The 17,437-nt window shown below is 63.5% G+C and carries 12 protein-coding genes, 2 tRNA genes and 1 pseudogene; 4 read left to right on the plus strand and 11 right to left on the minus strand.

Going from position 1 to position 17,437, the window contains the following annotated elements; translation table 11 throughout:
• Window positions 1-9 precede the first annotated feature (9 nt).
• Together dosP and AVCA_RS11510 are read left to right on the plus strand one after the other, a co-directional pair.
• A complete protein-coding gene (gene dosP / locus AVCA_RS11505; RefSeq protein ID WP_236616383.1) occupies window positions 10-3,585 on the plus strand; it encodes an oxygen-sensing cyclic-di-GMP phosphodiesterase DosP in 3,576 nt (1,191 codons plus the stop codon).
• 145 nt (window positions 3,586-3,730) lie between these two features.
• Window positions 3,731-4,063 carry a hypothetical protein gene (locus tag AVCA_RS11510; RefSeq protein ID WP_012701096.1) on the plus strand — a complete coding sequence of 111 codons (333 nt, stop codon included), beginning with the start codon at window positions 3,731-3,733 and terminating at the stop codon, window positions 4,061-4,063.
• 371 nt (window positions 4,064-4,434) lie between these two features.
• Here the strand turns inward: AVCA_RS11510 and AVCA_RS11515 are convergent.
• The 7 genes from AVCA_RS11515 to AVCA_RS11545 form a co-directional block, all read right to left on the minus strand.
• A tRNA-Leu gene (locus AVCA_RS11515) sits at window positions 4,435-4,521 on the minus strand.
• 146 nt (window positions 4,522-4,667) lie between these two features.
• Window positions 4,668-4,741: transfer RNA gene (locus tag AVCA_RS11520), tRNA-Cys, on the minus strand.
• Window positions 4,742-5,029: 288 nt separating this feature from the next.
• On the minus strand, window positions 5,030-6,805 hold the full coding sequence (locus AVCA_RS11525) for an acyl-CoA dehydrogenase C-terminal domain-containing protein (RefSeq protein ID WP_012701097.1): 1,776 nt from the start codon (window positions 6,803-6,805) through the stop codon (window positions 5,030-5,032).
• 67 nt (window positions 6,806-6,872) lie between these two features.
• Window positions 6,873-7,748 carry a 3-hydroxybutyryl-CoA dehydrogenase gene (locus AVCA_RS11530; RefSeq protein ID WP_012701098.1) on the minus strand — a complete coding sequence of 292 codons (876 nt, stop codon included), beginning with the start codon at window positions 7,746-7,748 and terminating at the stop codon, window positions 6,873-6,875.
• Between the two features lie 162 nt (window positions 7,749-7,910).
• Window positions 7,911-9,536 carry a cation acetate symporter gene (locus AVCA_RS11535; RefSeq protein ID WP_236616392.1) on the minus strand — a complete coding sequence of 542 codons (1,626 nt, stop codon included), beginning with the start codon at window positions 9,534-9,536 and terminating at the stop codon, window positions 7,911-7,913.
• Window positions 9,537-9,571: 35 nt separating this feature from the next.
• Window positions 9,572-9,901 (minus strand): DUF485 domain-containing protein, encoded by a 330-nt coding sequence (locus tag AVCA_RS11540; protein WP_012701100.1) that lies wholly within the window; start codon window positions 9,899-9,901, stop codon window positions 9,572-9,574.
• Between the two features lie 137 nt (window positions 9,902-10,038).
• Entirely contained in the window at window positions 10,039-11,661 is a 1,623-nt protein-coding gene (locus AVCA_RS11545; protein ID WP_012701101.1) for an acyl-CoA synthetase, read from the minus strand.
• Window positions 11,662-11,843: 182 nt separating this feature from the next.
• Between AVCA_RS11545 and AVCA_RS11550 the strand changes: the two genes are divergently transcribed.
• A complete protein-coding gene (locus AVCA_RS11550) occupies window positions 11,844-13,646 on the plus strand; it encodes a PAS domain-containing sensor histidine kinase (RefSeq protein ID WP_012701103.1) in 1,803 nt (600 codons plus the stop codon).
• A gap of 47 nt (window positions 13,647-13,693) precedes the next feature.
• On the opposite strand, the gene AVCA_RS11555 is transcribed toward AVCA_RS11550, so the two are convergent.
• Complete coding sequence (locus tag AVCA_RS11555; RefSeq protein WP_012701104.1) at window positions 13,694-14,194, minus strand: RNA polymerase factor sigma-70; 501 nt, start codon at window positions 14,192-14,194, stop codon at window positions 13,694-13,696.
• 322 nt (window positions 14,195-14,516) lie between these two features.
• Here AVCA_RS11555 and AVCA_RS26770 point away from each other — a divergent pair.
• Window positions 14,517-14,657: pseudogene (locus AVCA_RS26770) on the plus strand (diaminobutyrate--2-oxoglutarate transaminase); the annotation flags it as partial.
• Window positions 14,658-14,776: 119 nt separating this feature from the next.
• On the opposite strand, the gene AVCA_RS11560 reads toward AVCA_RS26770, so the two are convergent.
• Genes AVCA_RS11560 through AVCA_RS11570 form a run of 3 tightly spaced genes read right to left on the minus strand, consistent with a single transcriptional unit; the run spans window position 14,777 to window position 17,000 of the window.
• On the minus strand, window positions 14,777-15,103 hold the full coding sequence (locus AVCA_RS11560; RefSeq protein WP_012701105.1) for a DUF3325 domain-containing protein: 327 nt from the start codon (window positions 15,101-15,103) through the stop codon (window positions 14,777-14,779).
• Window positions 15,100-16,674 carry a PepSY-associated TM helix domain-containing protein gene (locus AVCA_RS11565; RefSeq protein ID WP_012701106.1) on the minus strand — a complete coding sequence of 525 codons (1,575 nt, stop codon included), beginning with the start codon at window positions 16,672-16,674 and terminating at the stop codon, window positions 15,100-15,102. Before AVCA_RS11565 ends, AVCA_RS11560 begins: the two co-directional genes overlap by 4 nt.
• Window positions 16,671-17,000 carry a DUF3649 domain-containing protein gene (locus AVCA_RS11570; RefSeq protein WP_012701107.1) on the minus strand — a complete coding sequence of 110 codons (330 nt, stop codon included), beginning with the start codon at window positions 16,998-17,000 and terminating at the stop codon, window positions 16,671-16,673. The genes AVCA_RS11565 and AVCA_RS11570 overlap by 4 nt, the downstream gene beginning before the upstream one ends.
• Between the last annotated feature and the right edge of the window lie 437 nt (window positions 17,001-17,437).

A 17,437-nucleotide genomic window follows, 5' to 3' on the forward strand; every position in this document is an offset into this window, starting at 1 on the left:
CGAGTGCTGATGGTTATGGAGAATGTGATCGTTGAAGTCGAAGATGTTCCGCTTGCCGCGCTGGATCGGTCCGCACTGGTTGCCGCGCTGATCGACGAGCGAAACCGCGTGGTGTTTTTCAGTCAGGCTGCGGAACGGCTATGGGGGCTCGGGCGCGACGAAGTGCTGGGGCGGGACGCGGGGCTGGTGCTGTCGCCAGGGCTTTCCAGCAGGGGCGATACGCCGTCTTCCGGTGCCGATCTTCCCGGCTCGGGACAGACCCTGGCTGTGAAGTGCCGGGACGGTCGGCAGATAGGCGTTTTCTTCTCTCGGTCGGCCATCGAGATCGATGGCCGGCTCTTCCATCTGCTCGTGGCGCTGTCTCCTGAAGGCATGCCCGATGGAGTCATGGGCAGGGCGAATCGCCAGTTGTTGATGGCGATCGATCATACCGACCAGCCAATGCTGGTCTTCAATGCGCAGCGCCAGATCGTGCACGTGAACCGTGCCTTCACCGAATCCTTTGGCTACGAACTCGGTGAAGTGCTCGGCCTGGAGCCGATGGCCGTCTTTCCCAGCCCGAATGTGTCCGCCGAGGACCTTGCGCGGCACCGGAGCCTGCCGTGGGGACGGGAGCGGTTCCAGACGGAAATGCTGGTCCGGCGCAAGAATGGAAGCGACTTCTGGGTTCGCATATCGAGTTCGCCATTCGATGGCGACGAGGTCGATGAACTGAATGGCTACTCGGTGGACGTATTGGCCGACATCACCGAGGAGCGGCAGATTCGTAGCCTCGAACATGAGGTACTGGAAGCCCTGACCAGTAGCCTGTCGTTCGAGGAGGTGGGCAACTGCCTGTGCCGTTGCATCGAAGCCATTGCACCGGGAGTGATCGCTTCGGTGTGGCGGATCGCGGAAGGGCGTATCCGGCCGTGGGCCGCGCCGCAATTCCCACCCGAGTGCAGCGCCGCCTGGGATGGCGTGGAGATCGGCGAAGGGGTGGCAAGCTGCGGTACGACCGCTTACCGCGGCGAGCCGGTGATGGTTCGCGACATCGCTTCCGACGCTTTGTGGGCGTCGTACAAACACCTGATCCTGCCCTATGGCCTGCGGGCTTGCTGGAGTTATCCGGTGAAGCGGCGCGATGGCAGCGTGGCCGGTACCTTCGCCTTCTATTTCAGGGAGGGGGGCGGGCCCGATTCCCATCTGGAACGCATCGCCGAAGCCAGTGTGCATCTGTGCGCGCTGGCGATCGAACGGGAGGAGGATCGCCAGCAGATGAACCGTCTGGTTCAACTCGACACGCTGACCGGCCTGCCCAATCGCAGCCATCTGCTGCGTCGCATCGATGAGCTGCTGGTATCGGCGACATGGGGCGACATCGCTTGCTTCAATCTGGGTCTGGACCGTTTCAAGGATATCAACGAAGCGCTGGGTCATGCTGAAGGCGATCAGGTACTGGTGGCGATGGCCAACCGGCTTCAGCGGCATCTGAGGCCCGGTCAGTTCCTCAGCCGCTCGGAGGGTGACCTGTTCGTCGTTGTCGCGCCCGATTGTGACGTCCGCAGCGCATCGCTGATGGCGGAACGACTCCTGCAAACCGTCGCCGAGCAGATCGAGGTCGGCGGTCATGCGTTGAACCTGTCCGCCAGCGTGGGTATCAGCCTCTACCCGGAGGGCGGCCAGGATCGGGATGCCCTGCTCGCCAACGCCAAGAGCGCGATGTACCGCGTCAAGCGAACGGGCGGTGGCGGCTACCAGTTCTTCATCCCGGAAATGAACCGTGCGCTGCAGGATCGCTTGTTGCTGAGCGCCGCGCTCAAGCGTGCCATCGCCGGCGATGGCCTGAGCCTGCACTATCAACCCCAGGTGCATACCGTGAGTGGCGAACTGTACGGTTTCGAGGCGCTGGCGCGCTGGCACGACGACGAATTCGGCGACATTCCACCGACGAAGTTCATCGGCCTGGCCGAGGAGACGGGCCAGATCGAGGCCATCGGCCGCTGGGCTCTGCGTGAGGCCTGTCGGCAACTGGCGGAGTGGCGGGAGGGGGGAGCCATGGTACCGACGGTGTCGGTCAATCTGTCGCCGATCAACTTCCATAGCCGGGATCTGCCGGAGTTCGTGGCCGGCTTGTTGCGCGAGTTCGCACTGCCAGGCGCCAGCCTGACCATCGAGATCACCGAAAGCACGATGATGGCGCTGACCCCGGAGATGCTGGATATCGTGCACGGCATCCGTTCGCTCGGAGTCGGTTTGTCGGTGGATGATTTCGGCACCGGCTTTTCCAGCTTGTCCAACCTCATCAATCTGCCGGTGACCGAAGTCAAGATCGACCGCAGTTTCATCGACAAGTGCCTGGAGGAAAACCGCCTGCAATCCCTGGTGGCGGCAGTAGTCGGAATCGGGCACAGCCTGGACCTCACCGTCGTGGCCGAGGGGGTCGAGACCCGCGAACAGCGCGACCTGCTCGGCGAATACCGTTGCCCGGTGCTTCAGGGCTACATTTTTTCGCGCCCAATGAGCCCCTGTGAGGCCATTAAATGGCTTTTTGATTGGGGGGGGGGGGGGGGGGGGGGGGGGGCGAGCCTCTTGGAGGGCTGTCGTAGGGGCTTGCAGGGGGATTCCTGGTGGTGTCGGGAGGGGGGCGTGAGGTCTTGGCTGAAGGTGTTCTACCCGGTATTGCCCCGCGTCCTCGATGCGTTGCCTTTCGCCGTGTCGTGGGCTGCGATACCGGGTGCCCATATCCAGTACGGCAATCGGGCGTTCGACCAGTTATTCGGCTACCCGTCCGGTCATTTCCGGACGGCGGACCAACTGATCGAGGAAGCCTACATTCATGAACGACAGCGCAAGCTGTTGCGCAGGCTCTGGAACGATTTCGCGTTGCCGGGCGATGCGTCGGGGCCGATGAGCATTCCCGAGATCGAGGTCGACATCCTGGCTGGGGACGGTCAGATACGGACAGCGCTGCATTGCGGGCTGATCCTGCCCGAGCAAAGGGTGGCGGTCGCCTTCTACAAGGATATATCCGACTTCAAGCGCGACAGCCGGCTGCTGAGGGAGTACGCCTTTCTCGATCCGCTGACCAAGGTCGCCAACCGGCGCGGTCTGCAAGAGTGGTGGCGCAACGAAACCTCCGGTGGCCGCCAGCGGCGTCTCGCTTTCCTGATGGTGGATCTGGATGGTTTCAAGCCGATCAACGATACGCATGGCCATGATGTTGGCGATGCCGCCCTGTGCATGGTCGCAGACAGGCTCAAGGCCGTGGTAAGGGATACCGATCTGGTGTGCCGGCTCGGTGGAGACGAATTCGGGCTGGCAATGGTCGAGGTGGAAGGTTGCGGGCAAATGGAAGCGATCTGCGAGCGCATCGTCGCTTCGCTCGGCGAGCCAATGGATATTGGTGGTTCGAGCGTACGTATCTCGGCCAGTGTGGGCGGTTGTCTCTATCCCGATCAGGCCGCCGACAAACGCGAATTGCTGCAACGCGCGGATCGGGCGTTGTATCGGGTCAAGAAAGCCGGAAAGAGCGGATGGGGCTGGTGGGAGCCCGAGCAGCGAAAAACGGCGCGGAGCCTGTCTGAAAAGAGCGAACGGGAGTGACGAGTATGTGTGTGGGGCTCGCTCCCGGTTCGTGTGGAAGCGAATCAAGACAGAGATCAAGCCGCAGGGCTACAGCAGCAGGCTTTTCCGTGCAGTATCATAATGACACTATGAAGGAGCCTACAGGGGAAGGATGGGGACTGTGATGGACATGAATCTTGCCAGACTTCGAAAGCTGGCCGCCGAACACGGTGACGCCGGTTCGCCGGATGCGCGCGATGCCCTGATCCTTGCGTTTCTACAGGAGCTCAATCTCGTCTTGGCGAAGCCTGTCATCGACGCCATGCCGGATATGGAAATTCGTCAATGCTATGTCAAGTGGACCCAGGCCATCCTGGTCGAGGCGAGCATGGAAGACCGACATGAATGGCTGGTTCGAGGCGTGCGGCTCGTGCTCCCCGATTACTCGGCCCCTCTTGTGAAGCCTGCAAGAAAAGGACTACCGGCCAACGTCATTTCGTTGGAGAAAAACGAGTAATACCTCGGTATCCGTTGTTCGCTCCGATATGAGCGCATTCATCCGCTATTACCAGTCGCATGATGGATACAGCGCAATTCAAGTTCCGGTGGCGGATTGAAACTGTCGCGAAGTTGGATGGCCCGATTGATGGAGTACAGGAAAATAGCAGGACTTGAGATATCGGCACACCGACTCAGAGCGGAAGCAGGTATTGATAAAGCCCAACCCGGTAGCGGTATTCTTCAACCTGCGATCAGTCGATCCACACCTGCGTTGTAATGACCGCAGTATCGGGGAGCACAAAGGGAAGAAGGCGCGCTTGGCAAGGGGAAACTGCGGGAAAAGTTAAAGGCAAAAGCTGCCGGAGTCGCTGCAAGCCGCATGATTACTGGTGCCCGGAGCCGGGATCGAACCGGCATGCTGTCGCCAGCGAGGAATTTTAAATCCCTTGCGTCTACCAATTTCGCCATCCGGGCGGATGGGATACAGAAAATCATTCCTATCAAGGAATAGGAATATATATAGCCTGAAGCCATGAAGCAAGTTGAAGAAACAGTCTTGTCGAAAAGCGATCGCGAAAAGCAAAACGCCCCGAAAAATTATTTTCGGGGCGTTTCTCGATTGGAGGCCGAGGTCGGAATCGAACCGGCGTACACGGATTTGCAATCCGCTGCATGACCACTCTGCCACCCGGCCTGTAAGCAAGGTTCGAACAAGCAACCCTGCAAACTAAACTTTGGCTTGAAACGAAGCTTAAACCTAAGCTCTAACTCTCTGATACTTAAGAGTTTTTCGTTACTGCCCGAAGAGCGGACGCAATTATGGACTTGTTCCGGTGGCTTGGCAACCCCTATGCCAATTTTTCTGCCGTATCGATCGGAAGGTGATCCGGCATTCGCCAGGTTTGGCTTTATCTCTCTCTGTTGCGGCGACGAGCACGCCCCGGTGACCGGCGAGGCCCGATGCCGCCGGCCACCGGGCGCATCAGAAGCGGTCGTCGGCCAGTTCCAGAAGCGGGGCGCTGCCGGCGCGGATGACGGCATCCAGGGAATGGATGCGCGGTAGCAGCTTGGTGAAGTAGAACTGCGCGGTGGCCAGCTTGGCCCCGTAGAAGGCTTCGTCGTTGTCGCGGCTGGCCTGGGCTACGGCAGCCATGCGTGCCCACATGTAGGCATAGGCGACGTAGCCGAACAGGTTCAGGTAATCCACCGCCACGGCATTGACCAGTGCGGGATCCTGTTCGGCCTGTTCGAGCAGCCAGGCGCTGACGCTTTCCAGGTTCTCCACGGCGGCCAGCAAGCGGTCGGCGAATGGGCGGGAAGCGGCCGGCGCGTCCAGGAAGGCGCGGATTTCCCCGGTGAACGCGTGCAATGCGTCGCCGCCGTTGGCCACCACTTTGCGCCCCAGCAGGTCGAGGGCCTGGATGCCGTTGGTGCCTTCGTAGATTTGCGCGATGCGTACATCGCGCACCAACTGCTCCTGCCCCCATTCGCGGATGTAGCCGTGTCCGCCGAACACCTGCTGGCCGTGGATGCAACTCTCCAGGCCGGTATCGGTGAAGAAGGCCTTGGCGATGGGGGTGAGCAATGCCACCAGCGCTTCGGCATGACGGCGCTCGTCATCTTCGCTGTACTTGGCCAGATCCAGTTGCTGGGCGACGTAGGTGGAGAAGGCACGTCCGCCTTCGGTCAGCGCCTTCATGGTCAGCAGCATGCGACGCACATCGGGATGGGCGACGATCGGATCGGCACTTTTCTGCGGCGCCCGGGCACCGCCCGGAGCGCGTCCCTGCAGGCGCTCGCGGGCATAGGCCCGCGCATTCTGGTAGGAGGCCTCGGCGCAACCGATGCCCTGGATGCCGATGGACAGGCGTTCGTAGTTCATCATGGTGAACATGGCCGCCAGGCCCTTGTGCGGTTCTCCGATCAGGTAGCCGGTGGCGCCGTCGAAGTTCATCACGCAGGTGGCCGAGGCCTTGATGCCCATCTTGTGCTCCAGCGAGCCGCAGGACAGCGCGTTGCGAGCACCGAGCTCGCCATTCGGAGCCACCAGGAACTTGGGCACCAGGAACAGCGAGATGCCCTTCGAGCCGGCCGGTGCGTCGGGCAGGCGGGCCAGCACCAGATGAAGGATGTTCGCCGTCAGGTCCTGCTCGCCGCCGGTGATGAAGATCTTGCCGCCGCTGATCGCGTAGCTGCCGTCGGCCCGCGGTTCGGCACGGGTGCGCAGCAGGCCGAGGTCGGAGCCGGCATGGGCTTCGGTCAGGCACATGGTGCCCGCCCATTCGCCGCTGTACAGACGTGGCAGGTAGAGTTGCTTGAGCTCCTCGCTGGCATGGGCGTCCAGCGCCAGGCAACAGCCGGAGGTCAACGCCGAATACAGGGTGAAGCTGGCGTTGGCGGAATAGAGCATTTCCTCGAACTGCACGGCGAGCATCTTCGGCATGCCCAGGCCGCCATAGGCCGGGTTGCCGGCCAGGCCGACCCAGCCGCCTTCGATATAGGTGGCATAAGCCTCGCGGAAGCCGGCCGGGGTGCTGACGACGCCGTCGTTCCAGTGTGCGCCTTCCTCGTCGCCGCTGCGGTTGAGCGGGGCGAGCAGTTCGCCGGTGACCTTGGCCGCCTCCTCGAGGATGGCGTCGGCGGTCTCGGTGTCCACCGTTTCGGCCAGGGCGGGCAGGCGTGCCCAGAGCTTGTCGGCGGCAAACACCTCGTGCAGGACGAAGCGCATGTCGCGCAGGGGGGCGTGGTATTCGGGCATGACGGACCTCGTTTTCTTGTCATGGGATGGTCGCCCGCGCGGGACGGGCTGCCGTCGGGAGCGTGGCTCAGGTGTAAGAGTGGAAGCCGCGGCCGCTCTTGCGACCCAGATAACCGGCCGCGACCATTTCCTTGAGCAGGGTGGACGGACGGTACTTGGGGTCGCCGAAATCGCGATGGAAGGTTTCGAGAATCGCCAGCAGCGTGTCCAGGCCGATCAGGTCGGCCAGCGCCAGGGGGCCGATGGGGTGATTGCAGCCGAGCCGCATGCCGGTGTCGATGTCCTCGGCGCTGGCCAGGCCTTCCTGGAGGACGAAAATCGCTTCGTTGATCATCGGACAGAGGATGCGGTTGACCACGAAACCCGGACTGTTGCGCACCGAGATGGCGGTCTTGCCGATCTGCCCGGCGAATGCGAGGGCTTTGGCATAGGTGGCTTCGGCGGTCTGCAGGCCACGGATGACCTCGACCAGGGTCATGACCGGCACCGGGTTGAAGAAGTGCAGGCCGATGAATCGTTCGGGTTTTCCCAGTACGCTCGCCAATTCGCTGATCGACAGCGAGGAGGTGTTGCTGGCGATCAGGGCGTCGGACTCCGTCGCTTCCTCGATCAGGGTGAGGATCTGTCGCTTGAGCTCGAGATTCTCGCTGGCCGCCTCGATGACCAGTTCGCTGCCGGCAAGCGCGCCGTAATGGGTCTGCGGTTGGATACGGCCCAGGGCTGCCTGCCTGTCCGCCTCGTCGATCAACCCCTTCTTCACCTGGCGTTCCAGGTTGCCGGAGAGGGTCGCGATGCCACGCTCCAAGGCGTTGTCGGAGATATCCACGAGGATGACTTGCCGACCTGCCAGCGCGCAGACCTGGGCAATGCCGTTGCCCATGGTGCCGGCACCGATGATGGCGACGCGTGGTTTTCCATCGTTGCTGTTCTTCTGATCGTTCATGCTCGGGCTCCATGTTGAGTGGGGGCGATTTCATGGCTCCGGCCCATATTCCATCCGTTGCATACAGTAGGTGCCCGCGCCGCTCGCCGCCAGGGGCTTTGCATTGGCGGCGAGCGGCGCACCGCCCCCTGACAGTCGCCAGGGAACGGTGCGGACAGGGCTTCAGTGTGCGCTTGCCGCGGCTGCGCCCAGACCGGTCTGGGCCCTGACGAACTGATCGTCGAAGGCCGCCCGTTCTCTTTCGGCACGGGCACTGCGGTCGAGCCTGGACACTACGACTATGACCAGGAAGGCCAGCGGCATGGAGAACAGCGCCGGGTGGTCGTAGGGGAAGATCGCCTTGGCGTTGCCCAGCACCGTGACCCACACCGCCGGCGAGAGGATCACCAGCAGCAGGGCGCTGACCAGGCCGGCACAGCCGCCCCAGAGGGCGCCGCGGGTGGTCAGGTCTTTCCAGTACATGGCCATGATCAGTACCGGGAAGTTGGTGGAGGCGGCGACGCCGAAGGTCAGGCCGACCAGGAAGGCAACGTTCTGTTTCTCGAACAGGATGCCGAGGCCGATGGCCACCACCCCCAGGCCGATGGTGGCGATGCGGGTCACGCGCATCTCGTCCCGCTCGCTGGCGGTGCCTTTTTTCAGCACCGTGGCGTACAGGTCGTGGGAGATCGCCGAGGCGCCGGCCAGCGCCAGGCCGGCGACCACCGCAAGGATGGTGGCGAAGGCCGTGGCGGAGAGGAAGCCGAGGAACAGGTTGCCGCCGACCGCTTTCGCCAGGTGCATGGCGACCATGTTGCCGCCGCCGATCAGCGCGCCCTTGAGATCGCCGCCGACGAAATACTGCGGATCGGTGCCGACGATGACGATGGCCGCGAAGCCCAGGGTGACCACCACCAGGAAGAAGAAACCGATGAAGCCGGTGGCGTAGAACACCGATTTGCGCGCTTCCTTGGCGTTCGGCACGGTGAAGAAACGCATCAGGATGTGCGGCAGACCGGCGATGCCGAAGGCCAGTCCCAGCGACATGGAGGCGGCGTTGAGCGGGTCGGCGAGCATCGAGCCGGGGCCCATGATCGCCTTGCCGATGGCGTGGGTGTCGACGGCGCGGGCGGCCAGGGTTTCATAGCTGAAGCCGAACTCGGCCATCGCCAGCAGCGCCAGTACCGTGCCGCCGGCGAGCAGCAGCACCGCCTTGATGATCTGCACCCAGGTGGTGGCGATCATGCCGCCGAAGATCACGTAGACCAGCATCAGCGCGCCGACCACCATCACGGCGATCGGGTAGTCGAGGCCGAACAGCAGCTTGATGAGCTGGCCGGCGCCGACCATCTGCACCACCAGGTAGCAGCACACCACGGTCAGCGAGCCGAAGGCGGCGAAGGTGCGGATGCGGGTCTGGTCGAGCCGGTAGGAGACGATGTCGGCGAAGGTGAACTTGCCGAGATTGCGCAGCCGTTCGGCCATCAGGAAGGTGATCAGCGGCCAGCCGACGAAGAAGGCGACGGTATAGATGAAACCGTCATATCCCTTGGCGAACACCAGGCTGGACAGGCCGAGCAGGGTGGCAGCGGACATATAGTCGCCGGCGATCGCCAGGCCGTTCTGGAAGCCGCTGATGCCGCCGCCGGCGGTGTAGAAGTCGGCCGTGGAACGGGTCTGGCGGGCGGCCCACCAGGTTATCGCCAGGGTGCCGAGGACGAAGACGAAGAACATGCCGATGGCGTGCAGGTTGAGCGGTTGTTTCTCAGCGACTATCACCGGGGCGGCGAGGACGCCGGCGGAAAGCATGCAGAGAGCGGCGAGACCGAGGATGCGAAGCGGGTTCATTGCTGGCTCTCCTCGATGATCTGCGCGCTGAGGGCGTCGAAGCGGGTATTGGCGCTGCGCACGTACCAGCCGGTGAGCAACCAGGAAAAGACGATGACCGCGGCACCGACCGGAATGCCGATGGTCAGCAGGCTGGTTTCGCCGAGGGGGCGATGCAGCAATTGCGGGGCAAAGGCCACCGTCAGCATGAACAGGCTGTAGGTGCCGAACACCAGGGCGCTCAGCGACCAGGCCAGGCGCGAGCGGCTCTGCACCAGTTGACGGAACTTCGGGTTGTTGCGGATCTGATCGTAACTCTGGGCGTGTCGTGAAACAGGTCGGTCCATGTTTGGCTCCGGATTGTTGTTGTTGTCGCCGTACCATTCGCGGCGGCCTTTTCGGGCGCGCCGCGGCCTGTGGCGTCCAGCCGGGGCTGGACGCCATCATCTGCTCGATCTGCTCGTGAAAATCGCCGGGATTGGGGTTAGAGCGCCCTGGCCCTGTCGCGCAGGACGTATTTCTGGATCTTGCCGGTGGAGGTCTTCGGCAATTCGCTGAAGACCACGCGCCTGGGGATCTTGAAGCCGGCCAGGTGCTCGCGGCAGAAGGCGATGATCTCCGCCTCGCTGGTCCGTTCGTGGCCGGCCTTGAGGGTGACGAAGGCGCAGGGGGTTTCTCCCCATTTCTCGTCGGGGCGGGCCACCACGGCCGCTTCGAGAACCCCGTGATGGCGATAGAGCACGCCTTCCACCTCGATGGTGGAGATGTTCTCGCCGCCGGAGATCACGATGTCCTTCAGGCGGTCCTTGATCTCCACGTAGCCGTCCGGATGCCAGACCGCCAGGTCGCCGGTGTGGAACCAGCCACCCTCGAAGGCCTCGGCGGTGGCGCTCGGGTTCTTCAGGTAGCCCTTCATCACTGTGTTGCCGCGCATGAAGATTTCGCCGATGGTGTCGCCGTCGCGCGGCACCGGTTCCAGGGTCTGCGGATCGGCCACCATCACCCCCTCCAGGGTCGGATAGCGCACGCCCTGGCGGGCCTTGATCCGGGCCCGCTCGTCGAGCGGCAGTTCGTCCCATTCCTCGTGCCAGGCGCATACGGTGACCGGGCCGTAGACTTCGGTGAGTCCGTAGACGTGGGTGACCTTGATGCCCATTTCCTCCACCGCGCCGATCACCTTGGCCGGCGGCGCGGCACCGGCGACCATGGCGTGCACCGGGTGGTCGATGGCGGCCTTGGCCGAGTCGGGCATGTTGACCAGGGCGTTGAGCACGATGGGCGCGCCGCACAGGTGGGTGACGCGGTGTTCGTGGATCAGGGTGAGGATCTTCTGCGGGTCGACCCGGCGCAGGAACACGTGCGCGCCGGCCAGGGCGGTGACGGTCCAGGGGTAGCACCAGCCGTTGCAGTGGAACATCGGCAGGGTCCAGAGGTACACGGGATGGTTGCCCATCGCCCAGACCATCTGGTTGCCCAGGGCGTTCAGGTAGGCGCCGCGGTGGTGGTAGACCACGCCCTTGGGATTGCCGGTGGTGCCGGAGGTGTAGTTGAGGCTGATCGCCTGCCACTCGTCGTCCGGCCACTGCCAGGCGAATGCCGGATCGCCCTCGGCGAGCAATGCTTCGTATTCCAGGTCGCTGATCGGCAGGCCCTCGCCGTACTCCGGGTCGTCGACGTCGATCAACAGCGGCGGATGGTCGAGCATGCCGATCGCCGCATGGATCACCTCCTGGTATTCGCGGTCGGCGATCAGTACCTTGGCTTCGCCGTGCTGCAGCATGAAGGCGATGGCCTCGGCATCCAGGCGCACGTTGAGGGTGTTGAGCACGGCGCCGATCATCGGCACGCCGAAGTGCGCCTCGAGCATCTGCGGAATGTTGGGCAGCATGACCGCCACGGTATCGCCCTTGCCGATGCCGCGACCGGCCAGGGCGGACGCCAGGCGGCGGCAACGTGTGTAGGTCTCGGCCCAGGTGCGGCGGATCGAGCCGTGGATCACGGCGGGGCGGTTCGGATGGACAGCGGCGCTTCGCTCGATGAAGCTCAGCGGGGAAAGGGGAATATGGTTGACTTCAGAGCGTGACAGGCCCTGTTCGAAGATCGACATGTTTTTGTCCTTTCGGCTGATTGTTCTTATTGCCTACCTGCCTTCCCGTTCCGGCAGGGCTGGTACATCCTTCGCCGATCTGTATAGCAATCTCGATTTGATATGTAAATACTACTGAAAATATATAGATATATTACTATATATATTTCATTTATTTCTTAATCAAAGGTGGTCATACTCGAATGCGATCAGGCAGCGATCATCCGACCGCCTCGCCGTTGCTGGCGCTCGACCCGCAACCCAGCCTGTTGCTGGACCCCCACGCCCATCCCCTGGAACTGAGCGAGTCCCTGCTGGCGTTGCTCGGCGAGCCCGGCCGGCAGGCGCTGGCCGGCTGCCTGCCGGCGAACCACGGGCAACTGGTGCGTGCCTGTCTCGAACAGGGGCGCGCCATCGAAGATGTCGAGGCGCAATTCGGCGAGCGGGTCCTGCTCTGGACTTTCATTCCCGACCTGCGGACAAGACGGGTGCTGGCGCGTTGCCGGGACGCCACCGGCCAACTCCTCGGCGAGCGCGAGGCAGCCAGGGCGCGGCGCCTGTATCGGCTGATCACCGAGAACACCACCGACCTGATTTCCCGGCACGATCCAGACGGCCACTTCCTGGACGCGTCGCCGGCCTCCTGGACACTGCTCGGCTACTGGCCGGAAGAACTGCGCGGCAAGTCGGTGCGTACGCTCGTGCATGCCCGCGAACGGGTGCAACTGGGCAAGGCCCGGGAAGCGCTGGAGCAGCACGGCTATCACACCATGAGCTACCGGGTGCGGCATCGCGCCGGACATTACCTGTGGTTCGAGACAGCCAGCCGGGCGATCCGCGACACCTATACCGGTGCGGTGGTGGAGGTGATCAGTGTGTCGCGGGACATCACCGCCCGGGTGCGGGCCGAGGAGAACAACCGGCGGCTCGCCGGGGTGGTGGAGGCCAACACCGACCTGGTGCTGTTCATCGACCCGAGCGGGCGGATCACCTATCTCAATCCGGCCGCCCGACGCACCCTGGGGATCGGCGAGCGGCAGCCGATGCCGACGCTGGCCGGACTCTTCGCCCGTGACGATCTGGCGCGCCTGGAGGCCGCGGGTTGGAGTACTGCCGAGCGACAGGGTGCCTGGAGCGCCGATGCGCGCCTGCAGCCGACGGGCGGCGGCGCTTCGGTGCCGGTCTCGCTGGTCCTGCTGGCGCATTCCGCGGTCGGCGGCGAACGCTACTACTCGCTGGTCGCGCGTGACATGACCGAGCGCGAGCTGCGCGAGGCGCAGCAGCACCGCCACCAGGACGAACTGGCGCACACCGCCCGCCTGGTCAGTCTCGGCGAGCTGGCCTCGGGACTCGCCCACGAGATCAACCAGCCATTGGCGGCGGTGGTCAACTACGCTGGCGCCAGCCAGCGTTATCTGCAATCGCTGGAGCACAATCCGCAGGCAGCGCTGCGCATCGCCCAGGGACTGGAGCGCATCACCGAGCACGCCCAGCACGCCTCGGAGGTGATCAAGCGGCTGCGTGCCTTTCTGCGCAAGGGCCAGCGTCGCGTGCAGGCGCTCGACGTGGCCGAGGTGGCGCGGGGGGCGGTACGCCTCTGCGGCTGGGAGGCGAATGCCAGCCAGGTGACGATCGAGACACAGTTGCCGAACGACCTGCCGCCGGTCTACGCCGACCGGGTGCTGCTCGAACAGGTGCTGCTCAACCTGCTGCGCAATGCCATCGACGCCAACCGCGAGGCGCATCCCGGACAGCCCACCGACATTCTGCTGACTGCGCGTGCCGGCGACGGCCGGGTGGCGATAGAGGTGCGCGATTGCGGGCCGGGGTTGAGCGACGACGAACTGGAGCGAGTGTTCACGCCGTTCTATACCAGCAAGCCGGAAGGTCTGGGGCTGGGTCTGTCGATGAGTCGCGGCATCGTCGAGGGATTCGGCGGTTCGCTCGATGCGCGGCGTATGGAGGGCGGAGGCTTGTCGATGCGCTGCCTGCTGCCGATCCAATAGTTGCCGGGGCCCGTCCGGGTCGAGAGCCAGCACCGGTGGACATGGATTCAGGCGTTGTGTTCCGCTTCGAGGGCCTTGCGGCAATGCACCAGGGCGTCGCGGATCATGACGTTCACCTGGGTCGGCGAAACACCGAGTTCGCGTGCGATTTCCTTCTGCTGCTTGCCATGCACGCGGTGCATCTCGAAGGCGTAACGCGTGCGTTCCGGAAGCTGGCTCAGGGCCTCGGTGATCCGCTCCAGCTTCTCCTGGCGCGGCTGCAGGCTTTCCGGCGAGACATCCTCCTGTTGCGCGGCGGACAAGGCTTCCTCTTCGTTTCCGCTGTGACGCTGCTTGAAGGTTTGCTCGCGATGATGGTCGATCACCAGATTGCGGACGATCCGGAATATGCAGCTCAGATAGGTCTTCATCGAAACGGCCACTGCTGGTGGAACGGACTCCTGCCGCAAGAACGTATCCTGAACGACAGCCTCCGCCGGGGAACGGCATCCAATGATGTTTGCCGCGCTATTCACCAGTGTTACGCGATGGTCGATGAAGGACTGGATCTCGGGGAAAACGCTGGTCTGTCCATGAAACCGTCGGCGAGAGGTCCGTGTTTTGGCATGTAGGCGTTCCTTCGGTCTGGGAATGGCGGCCAAGGGGGCTGCGAGCCACATGGATGGCAAATTATCTTTAATGAAAAGCTCTGTCAAACGAGAATATTTATCATTTTGTGGAGGCAGTGTTACTACCTGGAGATATCTGCCGCGCAAGCTACGGAAGCCCGGTCCGTCCAGGGTATCGACGAGGCGCGATTATTTTCGAATGCTCATCCGTTCGCCTGAGGGGATGGAGTTGGCACTCGCAGCGCTACCAGTTCGAGGACGTCCGTTGCTGGCCCGGCAAAGCCGGCAGGAATGCAACGCCAGCAGCTATCCGCGGCGCATCCTCCTGGCTCAGAAGCGTGCCAACGGCATCCATGTCGAGAATATCGAGGGAGGTATGTTCAACAGTTGCCCGGCTGAGGCCCGGCAACCTGGCGCTCCGCCAGGTAGCGACCGGGCCCGCATCCGGTTCTGCTGACCGGCATGCGGTGGCGGTCGCGCTGTTGAAGCCGGCGTGCACCTGCGATCGGGGCTTGGCGGGCTCTAGCGAAACAGCAGCGGGAGCAATGCCAGCGGAGGGGCGGTCAAGGCCAGCGGAACGACCAGGCGCGGCCGGTAGGCCAGCAGCAGGACCAGGATTCCCGCTGCGATGCTGAGCTGGCCGGCCCAAAGGGCGATACCCACGGAGAGGCCGAGCGCGTTCGCGCAGGCGAATACGGCGATGACCAGCGTCGGCCAGCCGAGCAGTCTCAGAAGCAGGCGCCTGCCATCCGGTGCATCGGTTCCGAAAACCTGCTCATGGTGCGTGTCCATGCTCAGGCAAAGCGCGGCGAAACCGCTGAAGCAGAGCGCGAGGCCCAGCCAGATCATATCGGTGCCTCCTGGGGGGCCTTGCGGGTCGGGTTTTGCACGGCGCTGGACGGCAGCCTGGTCAGCTTCCAGGCGGCCAGTCCGAACAGGGCGGCGAGTGCGAGTAGCGTCAGATCCATACCGGCCACCAGCCATTGTCCATGGGCCAGCGTGGTCAGCAGATGGCTATCCGGCAGGGAGAGGTTGAGCAGTGGCAGACCGGCATACAGCAGGCTGGCCAAGGCCAGTTGTTCGATCCAGGCGCGCCTGTAGGAGCGCAGCAACGGATGGACAAGGCAAAGCGCCCAGGCGATGAAGAGGCAGCGGATTTCCCAGTCGATACGCTGTGCCAGGCCCAGCGGCAGCAGGCGGTTGGCCCAGAAATAGGCGGCGATGGCCACGGGGAGCCCGGCGACGGTGCCGACATTCAACACTTCGACCAGACGATGGCCGAAGGGCGTGGTGCCGCTCTTGCGCCGTTTCGGCAACCGTTTTCCCACCCACAGGACGAGGCCGGTGGCGATCATTGCCGTGCCCAGCAGGCCGCTCAGAAAAAAGAACCAGCGCATTTCCACGCCGGCGAAACGCAGCAGGTGCAGGCCGGTCAGCACGTTGTAGACGGCCTTGGCCGTCCCGCCATCGGCCTGCGGAGGGATGTCCAGCGGTTCGCCGGTCGTGCCGTCGAAGCGCAGGCGCTCGCCGGCGCCCCGGTCGAGCAGGCTGTCGCCGCCCAGTTCGCGCAGTTCGATGACGGCCAGTTCGGTTCCCGGTCGACGGACCTCGATACTGCCGACGCCGCGTGGCCAGTGTCGTTCGGCCTCATCGAGCAGTGGGCGCAGGTCGGTCAGGGGAACGCCGTTCTGCATCGGTGCCGGATTGGCCTCGACGGGGTCACGCGGGAAGAGTTCGCTGAAGAAGCGTCGGGTATCGTCCTGGTAGACGCTTTGCATGCCCCAGGGCATCAACATGTACATAAACAGCAGAAGGCCGCTGTAGGTGATCATCAGATGAAACGGCAGGGCCAGGACCGCTGTTGCGTTGTGGGCATCGAGCCAGGCGCGCTGGCTTTTGCCCGGGCGGAAGGTGAAGAATTCCTGGAAGATTTTCTTGTGGACGATCACGCCGCTGACGATGGCGACCAGCATGAGCATAGTGGCGATGCAGACGATCCAGCGACCCCACATGTAGTCGATGCCGAACAGTTGGAAGTGGAAGCGATAGAAGAACTGACCCCCGAGCGTTTCGCGCACTTCCAGCGGTTCGCCGCTTGCTGCGTCCAGGGTCAGGGCATGTCTTTTTTCCTGGCCGGGTTCGTTCCAATTCACTTGTATGGCGGTGTTGCGCTCACCTGGCAGTTGAATGCGCCACTGCTCGGCAGTCGGGGCCAAGCGCTGCAGGGTAGCCCAGGCGCGCTCCGCCGAGCCGGCATCGGGATGCGAGCCGTGCTGCTCGGGCTTCATCCATAGAGTGATTTCGTTCTGGAAGAAACAGAGGGTTCCGGTGAGGAAGATGGCATACAACAACCAGCCCAGCAGCAGGCCGGTCCAGTTGTGCAGCCAGGCATTGGCTTGACGAAAACCCCGCACCTTCATGGGCGCAACTCCCGCACCAGAAGGTGCATGGCGGGAGGGACGGCCAGCAGCAGGCTAACTCCCCAGGCCCGCCAGGCGCTGGAGGCGCTGAAGGCCCAGATAGCCAGGGCGCAGAACAGGGCGAACGAAAGCATCGTTGCCGTCAATACCGCCTGCGCAGGCGGCAAGGGCAGGGCCCAGGAAAGGCTGACGGTTGCCAGGGCGCTGAAACCGTAGCCGCCAAACACCGCGAGCACGACACGCGCGGCGGTATCCAGGCGCTGACTGTTTTGCAGGAAAGTGCGAAACCGCTCCCAGTGGGGTTGGGAGGACGGGGGCATGGTCATGGGATATACCTGTTTTTACGAACGGGCCACTTGATATGAAGGGCGTATATCGTCTACGACGACTGGCCCTGCTCCAGCAACGATCAAGGCCGCCGAAAATTTAGTTCGGCTTCTTCTCATATCCGACAAGCTGCGGTCTTGATGCGCCATCCCCCCGTTGCACCTCACGGGGAAGAACGAATTGCTGCCGGGCCTGCTTTGCCAGGGGAAATACCACCATTGCCTGTCGAAGCGCACAGGCAAAACTTTGACTCGGCGTGCTTCTAATCGGCGTGGCGGGGGCCATCGACTGGAACGACAGGGGAGTCCTCGGGAGCCGAGAAGAGAGGGCGGGGGTCTTCAAACAGGCTGTTCCCGACTGGCATCAGCCCGACGTGGACCGTGTGCGGTACTTGCAACACTCCTCGGACGACCAGGGGGTACGGTTATTTCCTGCT

Source organism: Azotobacter vinelandii CA (assembly GCF_000380335.1).
GTDB classification, from domain to species: Bacteria; Pseudomonadota; Gammaproteobacteria; order Pseudomonadales; family Pseudomonadaceae; genus Azotobacter; species Azotobacter vinelandii.

Excerpts from the sequence above, each read along its gene's own strand:
- AVCA_RS11560 (WP_012701105.1), bottom strand. The coding sequence starts at position 15,103 with ATGATCTGGCTGGGCCTCGCGCTCTGCTTCAGCGGTTTCGCCGCGCTT.
- dosP (WP_236616383.1), top strand. The coding sequence starts at position 10 with ATGGTTATGGAGAATGTGATCGTTGAAGTCGAAGATGTTCCGCTTGCC.
- AVCA_RS11525 (WP_012701097.1), bottom strand. The coding sequence starts at position 6,805 with ATGCCCGAATACCACGCCCCCCTGCGCGACATGCGCTTCGTCCTGCAC.
- AVCA_RS11545 (WP_012701101.1), bottom strand. The coding sequence starts at position 11,661 with ATGTCGATCTTCGAACAGGGCCTGTCACGCTCTGAAGTCAACCATATT.
- AVCA_RS11550 (WP_012701103.1), top strand. The coding sequence starts at position 11,844 with ATGCGATCAGGCAGCGATCATCCGACCGCCTCGCCGTTGCTGGCGCTC.
- AVCA_RS11510 (WP_012701096.1), top strand. The coding sequence starts at position 3,731 with ATGGACATGAATCTTGCCAGACTTCGAAAGCTGGCCGCCGAACACGGT.
- AVCA_RS11570 (WP_012701107.1), bottom strand. The coding sequence starts at position 17,000 with ATGACCATGCCCCCGTCCTCCCAACCCCACTGGGAGCGGTTTCGCACT.
- AVCA_RS11565 (WP_012701106.1), bottom strand. The coding sequence starts at position 16,674 with ATGAAGGTGCGGGGTTTTCGTCAAGCCAATGCCTGGCTGCACAACTGG.
- AVCA_RS11530 (WP_012701098.1), bottom strand. The coding sequence starts at position 7,748 with ATGAACGATCAGAAGAACAGCAACGATGGAAAACCACGCGTCGCCATC.
- AVCA_RS11535 (WP_236616392.1), bottom strand. The coding sequence starts at position 9,536 with ATGCTTTCCGCCGGCGTCCTCGCCGCCCCGGTGATAGTCGCTGAGAAA.
- AVCA_RS11540 (WP_012701100.1), bottom strand. The coding sequence starts at position 9,901 with ATGGACCGACCTGTTTCACGACACGCCCAGAGTTACGATCAGATCCGC.